Raw genomic sequence first — 15947 nt, 5'->3', positions numbered from 1 at the left:
ATGCCCCTGAGGTGGCGGCTGGCGCTGCTGTTCGCGCTGGGCACCGCGATCGTCATCGCAACCGCCGGGCTGCTGTTCCTCCAGCATCTGACGGCAGGTCTGAACAATTCCCTGGACTCCACGCTGCGCGCGCGGGCCGACGCAGAAGTCGCGCGCCTCGCCTCCGCCGGGCCGCTGCCGCCGCTCCCCCCGCCATCCGAGAGCCGGGACAGCGGCCAGCAGGGGGACCAGCACGGCCAGAACCCGGCATCGGACGACATCACGCAGGTCCTCGCTCGCGATGGCACGGTGCTGGCGACCACCGACCCGGCCGGCCGGCAATTTCTGGCGGACGCCGCGCAACGGCGGGCCGCCGCGCACACCCCGGTGAGGTTCACCACCACTGTGGAGGGCGAGAAGTACCGGATGCTGGCCGTGCCGGCCCGTAACGGCGCCCGGCCCGTCCTCGTCGTGGTGGGCACCGGCTCCCATCTGGCCGAAGAGGCGACCGCACGCACCCGCACCGCGCTGTGGATCGCCGGACCCCCGGCCGTCGTCCTCGCCGGACTCGGCGCCTACGCCCTGACCGGCTCCGCGCTGCGCCCGGTGGAACGCATGCGACGACGCCTGGCAGACATCTCCGAGCACGACACCGCAGCCCGCCTCCAGGTGCCCAGCACCCGCGATGAGATCGCGACGCTGGCGACCACCATGAATGCCGTACTGGACCGCCTGGCCCAGGCCCTGGCCCGGGAACGCAGCTTCATCGCCGACGCCGGCCACGAACTGCGCACTCCGCTGACCACGCTGAAGGCCGTGCTGGAACTGGCGTGCCGGCCGGGCCGCTCCCACCAGGCACTGGTGGACGCGATCACCGCGGCGGCGGACGACACCGACCGGCTGATCAGGCTGGCCGAGGACCTGCTGGTACTCGCCCGCGCGGACGAAGGCCACGCCTTCCTGCGAAACGAACCGACAGCCCCCGCCGACGCTCTGACCCGAGCGGTCCACGCGGCTTCGGCACGCGCCGAGACCCGCGGCGTCCGCCTGAACCTACACGCCGACGCGCAGGTGCGCATCGTGGCCGATCCCGACCGGCTGCGTCAGGCGGTGGACAACCTCCTCGACAACGCCCTGCGCCACAGCCCGGACGGCGCCGTCATCGACGTGACGCTCAGCACCCGTCACGGGCCCGGAGCCGACGTCGCCGTGATCGAGGTACGTGACCACGGGCCCGGCTTCCCGCCCGCGTTCCTCCCCCTGGCCTTCGAGCGGTTCCGGCGTGCCGATGCCGCACGGGCCCGGGCCGGCGGCGGCGCCGGGCTGGGCCTGGCGATCGTGCGGTCCATCGCCGAGGCCCACGGCGGCAGCGTGGTCGCGGACAACCCCGAGGGAGGCGGCGCCCGGGTCCGCTTGGAGCTCCCGCTCGCCCCCGGTCCGCCCGCGTGAGCATGGGCCGACTCGGCCGTGACATGGGGGGCGCCTCGTATGCATCCGGCCACCGGCGGGCGGCCCTGCGGCGCCGTGCGCGGATCCGGCGCCGGTCGGGAAATCCTTCCGCAGGAGCTTCGCTCAAGGCGCTCAACCGCTCCCGCAAGAGAACGTAGAGCATGGGCGCACCGTGGAGCGGTCCGTACCCGATCGGGCCGCCACACTGGGAGATTCAGTTGATCCCGCGCGGATTTCCTCGATGTCAGCCTTCACATCGGCCGTACACGGTCGCCTCATGAGCCGCTTTGCACACTGAGGGCATCACTACATCGATCCGTTCGGAAGGCGGACATCATGAAGTTCCACCGGAAGATCGCAGCCACGGCGGTCGTCGTCCTGACCGTTGGCGGGGCAGGGATCGGCTCTGCCGTCGCCGCGTCCAGCCCAAGCGCGGCTCCGGCCGCGTCCGTCGTGCGACAGGACACGCCGCCGGAGCCGGCCGGACCGGACACGGACAACATCCAGCACGGCGACCAGAACGCCCCCGACAACGAGCGGCAGGGCGAACACGGTCAGGCGGAGACCCCGGAGGGCGCCGACGGCCCCGGCGGGCACGCCGACGCGTCCGCAGGCGCCCAGCACGAAGCGGGCAGCGCCGAGAAGTGAGAGAAGGAGTGACAATCGGGACGTCGGCTGCGACCTCAACACGCGGCCGCGCCTCCTTCTCGGAGCCTCATCCGATGGCGCCGCCGTACACCGACGACCGCTGCCTCGGCTACCCGGCAGATACGTGACCGGCTTGCCGAGCACGGACCATCCAGCCATGAGGGGCTGGCGGTAACCAGTCCGCGGGCACCGCCTGACGGGGCATCACAGCTGACCGGGGCTGCGCCGCAGGATCAAGCAAACACCGTGAGACGTACTGACTCAGGAGCCTGCCGTCGACGCGTCTGTCTCGCGCGTACAGGAACTGGTGAAGGCTCCCGCTCCCTTCGTCCAGCTCGGCCGGTGGCGGGGAGCGGCAGCGGCGGACCGCCGACGTCTCCCATGTCCTGTCAGAAACGAAGCCCGACCATGCCCACGGGAACCTGAACGCGTCCTGACCGCGCCGCGGCACAACTCGCCCTGCTCGTCTGGTACGGGGATCATGCTGCCATGCACACCCACACGGCGCACAGGGCACCGAACGCAGCCATCACCGTCATACCTGCGCTCGGTCCCAGCCGAGTCCCCCACGACGGAAGAGCGCCATCATGACCGCCTCGCCCGTTGCCCGTTCCGCCACTGCTGCCGAGCGCGCGACGGACTGGCTGCGGCGACGCCTCGGGAGGGCCGTCGTCGTCGCCTACATCGCCGCGCTGCTGATGACCGGCCCGGGCCTGTGGTTACGTCACCCGCACCTGCTGCCCCGCACCGGCCTGACCCTGCACACCGCCCCGCTGTTGCTGTCCCTGCTGCTGTTCTCGGCGGGTCTCCAGGTGCCCGTGCACGCGCTGGGGCAGCTGCTGCGTCATCCCCGGGCCCTGCTGGCGGGGCTGGCCCTGCACCTTGCGGCGCCGCTGCTGATCATCCCGGTGCTGGCGTTCCTGCTGTGGCACTCACCCGATACGGACGGCGGCAGCGGCCTGGTCACGGCTATGATCCTGATCGTCGCGATGCCCGTGGCTGCCGGGGCGACGGTGTGGACCGGCACGGGCAACGGCGACCAGCCGACCATGGTCGGCCTCGTGATCGCCTCCACCCTGGTCAGTCCGCTCACCATCCCCGCCGTCGTGGGCGTGCTGACGCCACTGCTCAGCACCGGATACGCGCACGCCCTGAGCACCGCCTGGCCCACCCTGAGCGGCGGATCCACGCTTACTGGGGTGGTCCTGCCCTGCGCGGCGGGCATGGTCGTCCGGGTGCTGCTTCCCGAGCGCGGGCTGAAGCATGCGCTGCGCGTCGTCGTTCCGGTGGCCATGGTGGGCTCGCTGGTGCTGACGTACACGAACGCCAGCGGCGCCCTGGGATCCTTCGTGGCCCACCCGCGTCCGCAGCTGCTGGTCGCGGCCCTGGTGGTGGCGAGCCTGGTGTGCGCGTTGTCCTTCACGGTGGGCCGGACCGCGGCACGGCTGCTGCGCCTGGACGCGCCCGCCGCCTCGTCGCTGACGCTCGCGTGCGGGATGAACAACAGCAGCGCCAGTGCGGTCCTGATCAGCACGGCCCTGCCGGACAGGCCGCATCTGCTGCTGCCGGTCCTGGCGTACGGGCTGCTGCAGAAGACGGCCGCGAACCGGGTCGTACGGACGGTACGCCCTCAGGCCCCGCTCTGCCCGGCATCGCCCTGAACCCCCGTCCTCTCCCGGCTTACGGGCAACAGCAACGTGAACGTGGTGGTGGGCGCGCCGTGAGCCAGCGTCAGACGCCCGCCGAGGGAGACGGCGAGGTCACGGGCGAGGGCCAGGCCGATGCCCGCGCCCGCTTCGCCGACGGAGTGGCCGCGCTCGAACAACCGTACGCCGTCGCCGGTCACGGTGCCCTCGTCGGCGATGTCGAAGGCCAGTGCGTCATCGAGGTCCCGGACAGTGACGCGCACGGTGCCACGTCCGTGGATGCGGGCGTTGTCCAGCAGCACACCCAGGATCTCGGCGACGGGCCCGCCCGGGACGCGTGCATCCTTCGGCACGTCCGCGGCGGCGAACTCCAGCCGCCTGCCGTCACGGGCGAACAGTCCGTGCCACCGCTCTTCGGCCTGCGCCAGCAGCTGCCCCACCGGCCGGACCGGCGCCCCGGGCCGGGGCAGTCCGGCGGTGTGCGACAACCGGAGCACCTCCTCCACGGTCTCGTGCAGGCGGCGGGTGGCGGCCAGAGCCTCCTGAAGTGCCGACCGGGCGTCGTCCTGGGCGAGTCCGGCCTCCAGGGTGAGCTGGAGGCCGGTCAGTGGGGTGCGCAGCTGGTGGGAGGCGTTGGCGCTGAAGTCCCGCTCGTGTCGCAGGAGCTCGGACAGGCTGTGCAGCATGTCGTTGTGGGTGCGGGCGACCTGGTCGATCTCGGCGACGGTGCTGGGCGCGGCCCTGGCGGTCAGGTCGCCCTCGGCCACCGCCCGGCAGTGACGCGAGAGGTCCTCCAGTGGTGCGGCGAGTGCCCGCGCCTGGCGGCGGGCGACCAGGACGGCGACGGTGAGCGCGACCCCGCACACACCCCCCAGGGCGCCCCAGCCGACCAGCACACGGCCCCGCACGTCCGCCACGGGGGAGGAGGCGCGGACGACGCCGATCACCTGCTCGGCGTGCGAGACGGGCACGGCGGCCACCAGCTCACCGCCCGACGACGACCGGGCCACCTTGCCGGCCAGCGCCCGGCGGACCGCGTCGTCGCCGCCCCGGGGGCCGGTTCCGGCACGCAGCCCCGGCTGCGGGTCGTACAGTCCCAGCAGCTGGTGGGGCGCGGCCGCCGGCAGCTCCGCCGGGTCGCCCCTGGTGTAGTCCGGGTTCACCCGGACGGCTCCGGCCAGGGCCGCCCGTTCCAGCGCGTCCCGCTGGCCTGCGTACAGGGAGGACCTGATCGCCAGGGCCAGGGGCACGGCGAGGAGGACCAGGGCGACCAGGGCGGCGGTCAGAGCCACCCGCACCACACGCTGTCTCATGTCCTCATCATGCGGGCCTCCCAGCAGCCCATGCGGGACGCGGTACGGGCTTTTGCCGTCGTCTAACCGTCGGCGGGCGGGCCGTTAACCGGCTCCCTCCTAGCGTCGGGAGCGTGACCGTCCGGTCCCAGACGTTCTCTGGAGGGCATTGGCCATGACATATGTGCGGAAGTCCGTCGCCATCGTGGGCGGGCTGGTGGTCGTCTCGGCGGTGATCTCCGGGTGCTCCGGCGGCGCATCCGGTTCCGGCTCAGGATCCGGATCAAGCTCGTCGTCGACGTCCTCCACATCGAAGACGCCGTCGACCGTGGCCGCGCCGAACGCCGCGGCCACGGAGACCAATCCGCCCGGCGACATCCCCGACAACCAGGCGTACGTCGCCTTCCAGCCGTCCACCGGCTTCACCGGCTTCACCGGCTTCACGGTGAAGGTGCCCGAGGGCTGGGCCCGTACCGTGAAGGGCACCACGACCGTCTTCACGGACAAACTCAACCGCGTCCAGATCTCCGCCGTCTCCGCCTCCGCCGCGCCCGCCTCCGGTTCGGTCACCAACACGGTCGTGCCCCAACTGCGCACGCAGGTACCGAAGTTCGCCAGCCCCAAGGTGACCACCGTCCAGCGCAAGACGGGCAGCGCGGTGCTGCTGACGTACCAGGGCGACTCGGCCCCCGACCCGGTCACCGGCAAGGTCGTGCGGGACGCCTTCGAGCGGTACGCCTTCTACAAGCAGGGTCACGAGGTGGACCTCACGCTGTCCGGTCCGGTCAACGCCGACAACGTGGACCCGTGGCGGATCGTCACCGACTCCTTCGCCTGGCGGTGACGGCATGCCCACACAGTCGTACGACGACGCCCTGACTGCCCGGGAGCTGTACCGCTTCTTCCGGGCCGGCGAGGAGGAGACCCTCGCGCTGCGCGGGGTGTCGCTGCGCGTCGCGCGCGGCGAGACGGTCGCCGTGATCGGCCCGTCGGGGGCCGGCAAGTCCACGCTGCTGGCCTGCCTGGCCGGACTGGACGAGCCCTCGGGCGGCGACGTGCACGTGGACGGCGTCCGTATCAGCCACCGGCCCGAGACCGAACGCGCCCGCCTGCGGGCCCGGCACATCGGCGTCCTGCTGCAGACCCGCAACCTGCTGCCCCACCTCAGCGTGCGCGACAACGTAACGCTCGCCCAAGGGGCTGTACGCGGCCGGCCCGCCACCTCCGCCGATGCACTGCTGGACCAGGTGGGGCTGACGGAACGCCGGCACGCGCTGCCGAGGCAGCTGTCCGGTGGGGAGACGGCCCGCGCCGGGCTCGCCGTCGCGCTGGCCAACTCGCCCGCCGTGCTGCTCGCGGACGAGCCGACCGGCGAACTCGACGGCGGCACCGAGCGGATGGTCCTGCAGATGCTGCGGGACCGCGCGAAGGTCGGCTGCGCCGTCCTGATCGTCACCCACAGTCCGGAGGCCGTCCGGATCGCCGACCGGGTGATCAGGCTCGACGACGGCCGGGCGGCAGAGGCCGCCGAGAGTGGTGCCGAGGTCTGCGACGCCGACGTTGCGGAGGTGCGCCATGTCTCCGGCTGACGTGCTGATCGACTGCCAGGACGCCGCCCTCACTTTCGGCCGCGGCCCGAACGCGGTCGTCGCCGTCCACGGCGCCGGGCTGCGGATCCACGCCGGAGACCGGCTCGCCATCGTCGGCCCGTCGGGGTCGGGAAAGTCGTCTTTGCTGCATCTGCTGGCCGGGCTGGAACAGCCCACCAGCGGCACCGTGACCTGGCCCGGACTTGCCGGGCTGCGGGACATCGGGCTGGTCTTCCAGGGCGACAGCCTCATCCCGGCGCTCGACGTCGCCGAGAACACCGCGCTGCCGCTCGTCCTCGGCGGGGCACCGGAGGACCGGGCGCGCGAGGCCGCCCTGGCCGCGCTCGCCCTGGTCGACGCCGCCGACCTGGCCGACCGGCTGCCCGAGGAGATCTCCGGCGGCCAGGCCCAACGCGTCGCCGCCGCCCGGGTGCTCGCGCAGGCGCCACGGGTGATCCTGGCCGACGAGCCCACCGGCCGCCTCGACCACGCCACCGGCGGCCGGGTCCTGGACGCGCTGCTGACCGCTGCCGACGCGACGGGCGCGGCCCTCGTTGTCACCACCCACGACCCGGCGATCGCCGCCCGCCTCACCACACGCCACACCATGCGCGACGGTCGCCTACAGCTCCGGGACGCCGGCAGAGGCGATGCGGACGGCGTGGAAGCGGACACCGCTCGCAGCCTTGGAGAGCCCTCATGATCAGCTCATGGGTGAGCGGTCTCGCCCGCCACCGCACCGGACGACTGATCGCCGCCATGACCGGGATCGCCCTCGCCGTCGCCCTCGTCGCCGCGCTCGGCTCGTTCCTGACCGCGTCCAAGGCGACCATGGCGCAGCGCGCGGTGCGCTCGGTCGCCGTGGACTGGCAGGTCGAGGTACAGACCGGCGCCGACCCGAACACAGCACTGTCCCTGGTGCACAAGACCCCCGGCGTCGGCTCCGCCGTCCCGGTCGGCTTCGCACACACCAGCGGCTTCACCGCCACCGCGCAGGGCAGCACCCAGACCACCGGCCCCGGCATGATCCTCGGCATCCCCGACAACTACCGCACCCTCTTCCCCGGCGCGATCCGCTCCCTGACCGGCCGCCCCACGGGCGTGCTCCTGGCCCAGCAGACCGCCTCCAACCTGCACGCCGCCCCCGGCTCCGCTGTCGGCGTCCGGCTGCCGGGGACGACGGGCGTGCGCCAGGTCCGCGTGGACGGGGTCGTCGACCTCCCGCAGGCCGACTCGCTGTTCCAGAAGGTCGGCGCACCGCCCCAGTCCCAGCCCGTCGCACCGCCCGACAACGTGCTGCTCGTTCCCGCCGCCCAGTTCGCCTCCCTGACCCGCGGCGCCACGGCCGTCACCACGCAGATCCACGTCGCCCGCGACGCCGCCCTGCCTCACGACCCCGCCGCCGCGTTCACCTCGGTGACCGGCGCCGCCCACAACCTGGAAGCCAAGGGCGCCGGTTCGGTGCTCGTCGGCGACAACCTGGGCGCAGCCCTCGACTCGGCCCGCCAGGACGCCCTGTACGCACAGATCCTCTTCCTCTTCCTCGGCGTGCCCGGAGCGGTGCTGGCCGCCGCGCTGACCGCTGCGGTCGCCGGCGCGGGCGGTGAACGGCGCCGCCAGGAGCAGGCGTTGCTGCGGCTGCGCGGTCTCGCCCCCCGTCGGATCATGGCCCTGGCGGGCCTGGAGGCAGCGCTCGTCGGTCTCGGCGGCGGGCTCGCCGGTCTCGGGATCGCGGCGCTGACGGGCCGACTCGCCTTCGGAACGGCCTCGTTCGGCGCGAGCGCGGGAACCTGGATCGTCTGGTACGCCATCGCGTTCGTCCTCGGTGCGGCGGTCGCCGCGGGATCGGTGCTCGTGCCCGCCGTGCGCGACCTGCGGACGGTGACGGTCGCCGACACCCGAAGGACCACGCGCCGCACCGGTTCCCCGTGGTGGATGCGGATCGGCCTGGACTTCGTGCTGCTGATCGGCTCCTGGCTGGTCTTCCGCGCCTCCTCCGGCAACCAGTACGCCCTCGTCCTCGCCCCCGAGGGCGTACCCAGTATCTCCGTGTCGTACTGGGCCTTCCTGGGGCCCGCCCTGCTGTGGATCGGGGCCGCCCTGCTGCTGTGGCGCCTCACTCTCCTCGCGCTCACCCGCGGCCGACCGGTGCTGGCCCGGCTCTCACGTCCGCTGACGTCGACACTGGCCGGCACGACGGCGGCCGTCCTGGCCCGGCGCCGCCGCACCCTGGCCCGCTCGATGGTGCTGCTGGCGCTCGCGGTGTCCTTCGCCGTGTCCACATCGGTCTTCAACTCCACCTACAAGCAGCAGGCCGAGGTGGACGCCCGCCTGACCAACGGCGCCGACGTCACGGTCACCGAGCCACCCGGCGCGCAGACACCGCCGAGCGCCGACGGTGCGCTGAAGGTCAGCGGCGTGCGCCATGTCGAGCCGCTCCAGCACCGGTTCGCCTACGTCGGCTCCGACCTCCAGGACCTCTACGGCGTACGCCCGGACACCATCGCCTCCGCGACCTCGCTGCAGGACGCGTACTTCTCCGGCGGCACCGTGCAGCAGCTCATGCGGCGGCTCGCCCAGCGGCCCGACAACCTTCTGGTCAGCGAGGAGACCGTGAAGGACTTCCAGCTCTCTCCCGGCGACACGATCAACCTCCGTATCCAGGACGCCACAACGAAGGCGCTGCGGACGGTGCCGTTCCACTACGCCGGGATCGTCAAGGAGTTCCCCACCGCACCGAAGGACAGCTTCTTCGTCGCCAACGCCTCCTACATCACCAAGGCGACCGGCAGCGACGTGGTCGGCGCCTTCCTCGTCGACACCGGCGGCAGCAACCAGAAGGCCGTGGCCGCGCAGCTGCGGGGGCAACTGGGCCCGAGTGCCACCGTCACTGACCTCACCCAGACCCGGGGCACCGTCGGCACCAGCCTCACCTCGGTCGACCTGGCCGGGCTGACCCGGATCGAGCTGGCCTTCGCCGTCCTGCTGGCCGCCGGCGCCGGCGGACTGGTCCTCGCCCTCGGACTCGCCGAACGCCGCCGCACCTTCGCCATCACCACCGTGCTGGGCGCCACCCGCCGCCACCTGCGCGGCATGGTCCTCACCGAGGCGATCGTGCTCACGGCCGGCGGCCTGCTCGGTGGTGCCCTGATCGGCTGGGCACTGTCCGAAATGCTGGTCAAGGTCCTCACCGGCGTCTTCGACCCACCCCCGGCCGCGCTCGCCGTCCCCGGCGGCTATCTGACACTCACCGCGGCCGCCGCCGTGGCCGCCGTACTCGCCGCCGCCCTCAACGGCGTACGCCGGGCCCGACGCCCCGCCGTCGAGGAACTGCGCGACCTGTGATCACACCGAACGGCCCCGCACCTCGTACGCTACCGAGCATGCGCACACCCGCAGCACCGGACCGGGGCCGTTTCGGCGTCCTCGTCGTCGAGGACGACGACACCATCGGCCGCCACCTCGAAACCGGCCTGCGCAGCAACGGCTACGCACCCACCTGGAGCCGCACCGGCGCGGGCGCACTCACCGAGGCTTCACAGGCGTCGTACGACGTGCTGCTCCTGGACCTCGGCCTGCCCGACATGGACGGCCTCGACGTCGCCCGCACCCTGCGCGCCCACTTCCCCGACCTGCTCATCATCATCCTCACCGCCCGCACCGACGACATCGACGTCATCGCCGGCCTGGATGCCGGAGCCGACGACTACCTCGTCAAAGCCTTCAGCCTGACCGTCCTCCTCGCCCGGCTGCGGGCGCATCTGCGGCGGCATACCGTGGCGGCCTCGGCGCGGGAACCGGTGCGGCTGGGCGATCTGGTCGTCGACGTCATGGCCCGGCGCTGCGAGCTGAAGGGTGCTGAAGTTCCGCTGCGGGCCAAGGAGTTCGACCTGATCGCGGTGCTGGCCGAGCGAGCCGGCGAAGTGGTGTCGCGGGAGACGTTGATGGCCGAGGTGTGGGACGAGAACTGGTTCGGGCCCACCAAGACGCTCGATGTGACGATGGCGGGCCTGAGGCGCAGCCTGACCGAGGCGGCGCAGGCGGGCGGCGGCCCGGTCCGCCTGCCGCAGATCACCACGCTGCGAGGGCACGGATACCGGCTGGAACGGCAGCCGGATCCGGCGGACTGAGAAGCAGGGAGCGACGGCGCCGGGCGGTCCCTCCTCCCGTCAAAGGGCCCGATGGGAGACGGTGAGCAGGTAGGTGCCGTAGAAGAGGGAGACGCCGGCCAGGGCGGTGAGCAGGACGACGATCGTGCGCAGGCGGCTTCGCGCCAGATGCAGGGCGAGGGGGATCAGCAGCGGGAAGGCCGGCAGCAGGAACCTCGGCTTGCTGCTGAAGAAGTGGGTGCCGCCGACGGCCATCACTATGAGCACCGCGCAGTACGCGAGCAGGGGCAGAGGCATCCTGTTCAGGACGCAGAAGACGAACAGCAGCAGGTAGCCGAGGACGATCGCAGCGGTCGCATAGACGACGAGGGTGTCGTGCCCGACGATCAGGTGCTTGAACGTGTCGGCCGTGCCGACACCGAAGTCGAACCGTGAGCCCCACCGGCTCTGCACGTGGAAGTAGCCAAGGAGGCTGTGGGTCTTGAACCCCACCCAGCCGATGTAGCCGAACCATCCCAGGGGAGCCACGGCCGCGGCCGCCCAGGCGCGCGCAGCGGTGGGCTCACCGGCACGGCGCAGCTGCCACAGGTAAACGACGGCACCGGCGAAAACGGCGGCCGCCACCGCGAGACCATTGGGACGGCACAGCCCGGCCAGCACCGCCAGCGTCCCCGCGGTCAGCCAGCGACGGGTCAGCACCGCATACAGCGCCCACGCGGCAAAAGCCGTCATCAGGGGCTCGGTGTACGCCATCGTCAGGATGATCGCGTGCGGCAGCAGCGCCCACAGCGCCACGAGGATGATCCCCACCCGGCGGCTGTGCAGCAGCTCACCCACCCCGTAGACACCCCAGGCCGCCACCAGGGCGGCAGTCCAGGCGATGAGCAGCGCCACGTTGACGGAGCCGATCGGCAGCACCGTGTTCACCGCACGGATCAGGCCGGGGAAGAGCGGGAAGAACGCCCGGTCGTTCCAGATGAAGCCGCCCGTCTTGGCATGCTCGATCAGGCCGTAGCCGTGATCGGCGATGTGCCGGTACCAGCGGCCGTCCCATTCCAGACCGAGCACCGTGCGCGGGTGCTTGCCCAGGTGCAGCGACCACAAGGTCGCCATGATCACACCCGTCAGCCGCACAGAGGCGAACAACGACAGTGCCGGCAGCGCCTTCCCCAACTCGACACGCCACCGCCGCCGCTGCTGCTGCTGCTGAGGCGGCGGCGGCGGCGGACCCAGCCTCGGCGCGAACCGCCGCGTGAGCGGGTCGCTCTTCTTCATGAGGCTGTCGCCCATTTCGATTTCCTTCTCTTCATGCAGGAGGGTGCGGCCGGAGGCCGGGACAGGGGGCACCGTCGCCGGCTCACAGCACCGAACGGCGGGCCAGCAAGCCCATGACCAGCAGCCCGGGGGCCATCGGTAGCCATCCGGTCAGCAGGCGGTAGCCGAGGACCGCGGAGATCGCGGTCTGCCCTGGCGCGCCGGCCGCCGTGAGCGCGAGGGCGAGCGCGGCATCCAGCGACCCCAGTCCGCCGGGTGTGGGCAGCAGTGCCGCCGCGCCGCTGGCGACGAGGTACGCCATGACCACGTGGCCGGTCGGCAGTCCGAGACCGAGCGCGTGGACGACGGCGACCACCACGCCGGCGTGGAGCAGCGCGAACGCGAGCGAGCCGCCCCACAGCGCACACGCCCGTGCGCGGCTCCGGTGCACTTCACGCACGTCGGCGAAAGCCCGGCTTGCCGCCCGCCGCAGCCGGCCACTCGTCACGACTAGCAGCAGGAACGCTCCGGCCGCCACCGGCAACAGCACCTCCACCAAGTGCGGCACCCGCGCCGACAGCCGGACCGTGCCCGGCGAGGTCACCAGCAGGACCACACCCAGCACCAACCGGACCACCCCGCCGACGACCGCCTTCACTGCCAGCGCGGTCGCCGAGCGCCGGGTGGACAGACCGCACCGCTTCAGGAACCGCAGGTTGACCACGGTCGCACCCGCGCCCGCCGGGAGGAGGTGGTTGGCGGCGGACGCGGCGAACTGCACGGCCACCAGCCGCCCCCTGGGCAGGCGTTCGGTGACGGCCCCCTGTTGCGCCACGGCCGCGCACACCCAGGTGGCCACGGCAGCGAGGCAGGCGAGCAGCAGCCACTCCCCGTCGGCCGCCGCCAGACTGTCCGTTCCACTGTCCAGCGTGGCCCGATGCGCGGCGAGGACCCCACAGGCGCCCGCGAAAACCGCCAAAGTGATCCCCAGCCGGCAGTACAGGCGCCTGCCCATGGTCGCCGCCGGTCCGTCGGTCAAGGTCATGGTTACCTCACCGCCCCTGCGTCACGTCGGGAGCCACAAACGCCTGAAGGACGCCGACCCGCTTCACGGGCCAGGTGCGCGCGTAAGCGGGCGGGCGGCCACCGGGCGCGGTGAGCACGGCGAGGGGAGTTCTGTGGGCGGCTCGGGCCAGGTCGGCCGCACTCGTGCTGGCGTCGTGGCCTCCGGTCTGGGCGGAACCGCACCCTGCGTAGAAGGCGATCGGCACGGCCTCGTCACCGCTGAGCAGGCACGGCGGCCGTACGCCGAGCGTATGGAGGGCGGCCGCGGTACGGGACCAGTCGGCGCGGTTGGCGGCAGAGCTGTGCACGGTGCGCTCCAGGACGACGTACTGCACGGCCAGGTGCCCCGCCAGGCAGACCGCCACCAGGCTGACCGCAAGGGTGCGCGCCCTCCCGCGGGCCGGGGCGGCGACCAGGTGAGCGAGGCCGTGGGCGACCGGAACGGCGAGCAGGGCGTACGCGGGCAGCAGGAACCGAGGGGCTGCGTAGCCGATGAGGAACAGGTAGGGAACGGCGGCCGTGACGGCGCAGGCGCCTGGGAGCAGGACGGGCAGGGCACGCCGGGCGCGGACCGCGACCACCACACCCAGAGCGGCCAGGAGCGGCAGCACGAACCACCACAGAGTCATCACCGGGCTGGGCATCGGGCCGGTGCAGGGCCGGCACAGCGTGCGTCCGCCGAGGCTGCGCAGTTGGTCGACGACGGCGAGGTGCCAGCCGAGGCCGCCCTGGATGCGAGAGGCATCGGAAAGGCGTTGTACGAGGCCGCCGTAGCTCGCGTACGCCTCGATCACCCACTCGCCTGCGCCCGCAAGCAGCCCTGCGACCAGCACGAGCAGCAGGCGTGGGCGGCGCAGGGAGAGGACGAGCAGGGGCAGCACGACGTAGACCGCGTCCATCGGGCGCATCCACGTCATCAGCGCCACCCCGGCGAACACGCCCCACCAGGCTGCCCGGTCCCCTGCGTTGGCGCGGGCGCGCAGATAGCAGCCGACGCAGGCCAGCGCCCCGATGGCGACCCAGGAGTTGGGCATGGCCTGCGGCCCGTAGAACAACGTCACCCACAAGGAGGCGTAGAGGGCACCAGCCAAAGCGAGGATGCGTGGCATGACGTGGGCTCGCCAGACACGCAGAGCGAAGTAGAGGGCCAGGCCGGAGAGGACGGCCAGGTATATCCGGAGGAGAGCGGTGGAGTCGGACCACGAGGCAATCGGAGCGGCAAGGAGGGAGATGCCGCGGGCGCGGGGGGCGCTGAAGAAGGCGGCGGGAACCTGGCCGCTGACCTGGCTGACATAGACGGTCTCGTCCCAGCCGAGACCGAGACCCGGTCGTACTAGCACGATCTGGGTGATCGTGAAGGCGGCCGCGACCGCCGCGAGCCGGGGTTCGCCCAGGCGGCACCGGGGCCGAGCGGTCTGCGGTCGAGGGCCGGTCCGAGGGGCGCCGGTCGTCGTGGCACTCGAGCCGTCGGCCATCTTCCACCTCCCGTCGCTGCGCACCGCGCAATCCGGAATCCACTGCTCCTGCAACCCGTAGGTGGTCATCCCACCCTACGGTTCGTAGGGTTAGAGGCGGGTGTGAAAGCCTCTCCCCTCACCTCTGTAAGGTGACCGGCATGGCGGGCGGCGGCCAACGCGAGAGGCCCGAACGGCGTAGTGCGGGCGCGCTGGAAGCTGCCGTCCTGGCGGCCCTGGTCCGAAAATAACCTCTGAGGTTCGGTTGGCCGGTGAGTTCAGGTGGCCTCGATGGGTTCGAAGCGGACGGTGTAGCCGAGGGCGTTGGCCTGGCGGGTGATCCGGCGCATGGCGCGTTCGGGGTCGTGTTTGGCGTAGTAGTCGCCGCCGAGGTCGTGGAAGGCGACGTTGCCGGTGAGCATGTGCCAGACCGCGGTGAGGATCGAGTGTTCGAGAGCGACGAGGGCCTTCTTCTTGCCGAGGCGGGGCACCAGGCGGTGGTAGCGGGCGCCGAGGTAGGTGGTGTCCTTGGTGCGGGAGGCGGCCATGGCGGCGGTGCCGAGTGCGGCACTGAGCCATCGGTTGCCGTGGCGTCTGCGGCCGGACTTGTGCTTGCCGGCGGATTCGTGGTGGCCGGGGCAGACCCCGGCCCAGGAGGCCAGGAGGCCAGGAGGCCAGGTGCCCTGCGGTGCGGAAGCGGCCCATGTCGCCCCCGGTCTCCGCGATGATGGCCTCGGCGGTGGCCCGGCCGACCCCGGGGATGGTCTGCAGCAGCTCAATCTGCTGGGCGAAAGGGAGCATCTCGGCCTCGATCCGTACCGACAGCTCGCCGATGGCCGCGGTGAGATGGTCGACGCGTTCCAGGTGCAGCCGGCAGAGGAAGGCGTGGTGTTCGCCGAAGTTCCCGGTCAGTGCCTCCACCAGCGCGGGGATCTTGGGCCGCATCCGGGCCTTGGCCATCTGGGCCAGGGTGTGGACATCGCGTTCGCCGTCGATGAGGGCGGCGAGCATGGCCCGGCCGGAGACACCCATGATGTCGGTGGCCACGCTGGAGAGCTTGATGCCCGCATCCTCCAGCTCCTTCTCCAGGCGCTGGACTTCCCGGGACCGCTCTGCGGTCAGGGTGGTGCGGTAGCGGGTCAGATCCCGCAGGTGCCGGACCGGCTCGGGCGGCACGAACGACGCCTTGAGCAGACCGCATTCACCCAGCTGGCACAGCCAGGCGGCATCCGCGACGTCGGTCTTGCGGCCGGGCAGGCCCTTGGCGTGCGCGGCGTTGACCAGGATCACGTTCAGGCAGTCCTCCAGCAGGTAGAACGCCCCCCGCCAGTGTGAAATTCACCTGGCATTGCGCGGCGCAGCCTTCACCGGGGTTGAACTCGCGGTGGCGGGCCGATCGATCATCCGGCTCCCATGATCAGTCCGGTCTCGATGAGGCAGCCGTCGATCAGGTCCGACCGGT

Annotated in this window: 13 protein-coding genes and 2 pseudogenes; 8 read left to right on the top strand and 7 right to left on the bottom strand. The window is 72.1% G+C overall.

Going from position 1 to position 15947, the window contains the following annotated elements:
* The 3 genes from AB0N07_RS28410 to AB0N07_RS28400 all read left to right on the top strand — a co-directional run bounded on the left by AB0N07_RS28410 (position 1) and on the right by AB0N07_RS28400 (position 3737).
* Complete coding sequence (locus AB0N07_RS28410) at positions 1 to 1428, top strand: ATP-binding protein (protein ID WP_365839782.1); 1428 nt, start codon at positions 1 to 3, stop codon at positions 1426 to 1428.
* Between the two features lie 336 nt (positions 1429 to 1764).
* Positions 1765 to 2076, top strand: coding sequence for a hypothetical protein (locus tag AB0N07_RS28405; RefSeq protein WP_365839780.1), 312 nt, complete (start codon positions 1765 to 1767; stop codon positions 2074 to 2076).
* 587 nt (positions 2077 to 2663) lie between these two features.
* Positions 2664 to 3737, top strand: coding sequence for a sodium-dependent transporter (locus AB0N07_RS28400; protein ID WP_365839778.1), 1074 nt, complete (start codon positions 2664 to 2666; stop codon positions 3735 to 3737).
* Here the strand turns inward: AB0N07_RS28400 and AB0N07_RS28395 are convergent.
* On the bottom strand, positions 3707 to 5035 hold the full coding sequence (locus AB0N07_RS28395) for a HAMP domain-containing sensor histidine kinase (RefSeq protein WP_365839776.1): 1329 nt from the start codon (positions 5033 to 5035) through the stop codon (positions 3707 to 3709). The two genes, AB0N07_RS28400 and AB0N07_RS28395, sit on opposite strands and share 31 nt — an antisense overlap.
* 154 nt (positions 5036 to 5189) lie before the next feature.
* Between AB0N07_RS28395 and AB0N07_RS28390 the strand changes: the two genes are divergently transcribed.
* From AB0N07_RS28390 to AB0N07_RS28370, 5 genes are read left to right on the top strand one after another with little or no spacing between them, the layout of a single operon-like run.
* Positions 5190 to 5858, top strand: coding sequence for a hypothetical protein (locus tag AB0N07_RS28390; RefSeq protein ID WP_365839774.1), 669 nt, complete (start codon positions 5190 to 5192; stop codon positions 5856 to 5858).
* Positions 5859 to 5862: 4 nt separating this feature from the next.
* Complete coding sequence (locus AB0N07_RS28385) at positions 5863 to 6603, top strand: ABC transporter ATP-binding protein (protein ID WP_365839772.1); 741 nt, start codon at positions 5863 to 5865, stop codon at positions 6601 to 6603.
* The gene (locus AB0N07_RS28380) at positions 6590 to 7306 is read left to right on the top strand and encodes an ABC transporter ATP-binding protein (RefSeq protein ID WP_365839770.1); all 717 of its coding nucleotides are present in this window, start codon (positions 6590 to 6592) and stop codon (positions 7304 to 7306) included. The genes AB0N07_RS28385 and AB0N07_RS28380 overlap by 14 nt, the downstream gene beginning before the upstream one ends.
* On the top strand, positions 7303 to 9948 hold the full coding sequence (locus AB0N07_RS28375) for an FtsX-like permease family protein (RefSeq protein ID WP_365839768.1): 2646 nt from the start codon (positions 7303 to 7305) through the stop codon (positions 9946 to 9948). Before AB0N07_RS28380 ends, AB0N07_RS28375 begins: the two co-directional genes overlap by 4 nt.
* Before the next feature lie 38 nt (positions 9949 to 9986).
* Positions 9987 to 10733: a response regulator transcription factor gene (locus tag AB0N07_RS28370; protein ID WP_365839766.1), complete on the top strand. Its 747-nt coding sequence runs from the start codon at positions 9987 to 9989 to the stop codon at positions 10731 to 10733.
* Between the two features lie 39 nt (positions 10734 to 10772).
* On the opposite strand, the gene AB0N07_RS28365 is transcribed toward AB0N07_RS28370, so the two are convergent.
* From AB0N07_RS28365 to AB0N07_RS28340, 6 genes and pseudogenes are all read right to left on the bottom strand, one after another.
* Positions 10773 to 12002 carry a hypothetical protein gene (locus tag AB0N07_RS28365; protein WP_365839764.1) on the bottom strand — a complete coding sequence of 410 codons (1230 nt, stop codon included), beginning with the start codon at positions 12000 to 12002 and terminating at the stop codon, positions 10773 to 10775.
* A gap of 67 nt (positions 12003 to 12069) precedes the next feature.
* Positions 12070 to 13011: a lysylphosphatidylglycerol synthase domain-containing protein gene (locus AB0N07_RS28360; protein ID WP_365839762.1), complete on the bottom strand. Its 942-nt coding sequence runs from the start codon at positions 13009 to 13011 to the stop codon at positions 12070 to 12072.
* A gap of 7 nt (positions 13012 to 13018) precedes the next feature.
* On the bottom strand, positions 13019 to 14575 hold the full coding sequence (locus AB0N07_RS28355) for a hypothetical protein (protein WP_365839760.1): 1557 nt from the start codon (positions 14573 to 14575) through the stop codon (positions 13019 to 13021).
* 188 nt (positions 14576 to 14763) lie between these two features.
* Positions 14764 to 15033: a hypothetical protein gene (locus AB0N07_RS28350; RefSeq protein WP_365839862.1), complete on the bottom strand. Its 270-nt coding sequence runs from the start codon at positions 15031 to 15033 to the stop codon at positions 14764 to 14766.
* Positions 15034 to 15069: 36 nt separating this feature from the next.
* Positions 15070 to 15264 (bottom strand): annotated as a pseudogene (locus AB0N07_RS28345) (transposase); the annotation flags it as partial.
* A pseudogene (locus AB0N07_RS28340) lies at positions 15209 to 15775 on the bottom strand (transposase); the annotation flags it as partial. The pseudogenes AB0N07_RS28340 and AB0N07_RS28345, both read right to left, overlap by 56 nt.
* Positions 15776 to 15947: the final 172 nt, after the last annotated feature.

Origin of the sequence: Streptomyces sp. NPDC051172 (genome assembly GCF_040682555.1) — a bacterium.
In the GTDB taxonomy this organism is placed as follows: domain Bacteria; phylum Actinomycetota; class Actinomycetes; order Streptomycetales; family Streptomycetaceae; genus Streptomyces.
This window is presented reverse-complemented; position numbering and strand designations above follow the sequence as displayed.

Bases quoted from the DNA above. Each gene is read 5' to 3' on its own strand.
- AB0N07_RS28410 (WP_365839782.1), top strand. From the start codon at position 1: ATGCCCCTGAGGTGGCGGCTGGCGCTGCTGTTCGCGCTGGGCACCGCG.
- AB0N07_RS28405 (WP_365839780.1), top strand. From the start codon at position 1,765: ATGAAGTTCCACCGGAAGATCGCAGCCACGGCGGTCGTCGTCCTGACC.
- AB0N07_RS28400 (WP_365839778.1), top strand. From the start codon at position 2,664: ATGACCGCCTCGCCCGTTGCCCGTTCCGCCACTGCTGCCGAGCGCGCG.
- AB0N07_RS28395 (WP_365839776.1), bottom strand. From the start codon at position 5,035: ATGAGACAGCGTGTGGTGCGGGTGGCTCTGACCGCCGCCCTGGTCGCC.
- AB0N07_RS28390 (WP_365839774.1), top strand. From the start codon at position 5,190: ATGACATATGTGCGGAAGTCCGTCGCCATCGTGGGCGGGCTGGTGGTC.
- AB0N07_RS28385 (WP_365839772.1), top strand. From the start codon at position 5,863: ATGCCCACACAGTCGTACGACGACGCCCTGACTGCCCGGGAGCTGTAC.
- AB0N07_RS28380 (WP_365839770.1), top strand. From the start codon at position 6,590: ATGTCTCCGGCTGACGTGCTGATCGACTGCCAGGACGCCGCCCTCACT.
- AB0N07_RS28375 (WP_365839768.1), top strand. From the start codon at position 7,303: ATGATCAGCTCATGGGTGAGCGGTCTCGCCCGCCACCGCACCGGACGA.
- AB0N07_RS28370 (WP_365839766.1), top strand. From the start codon at position 9,987: ATGCGCACACCCGCAGCACCGGACCGGGGCCGTTTCGGCGTCCTCGTC.
- AB0N07_RS28365 (WP_365839764.1), bottom strand. From the start codon at position 12,002: ATGGGCGACAGCCTCATGAAGAAGAGCGACCCGCTCACGCGGCGGTTC.
- AB0N07_RS28360 (WP_365839762.1), bottom strand. From the start codon at position 13,011: ATGACCTTGACCGACGGACCGGCGGCGACCATGGGCAGGCGCCTGTAC.
- AB0N07_RS28355 (WP_365839760.1), bottom strand. From the start codon at position 14,575: ATGACCACCTACGGGTTGCAGGAGCAGTGGATTCCGGATTGCGCGGTG.
- AB0N07_RS28350 (WP_365839862.1), bottom strand. From the start codon at position 15,033: ATGGCCGCCTCCCGCACCAAGGACACCACCTACCTCGGCGCCCGCTAC.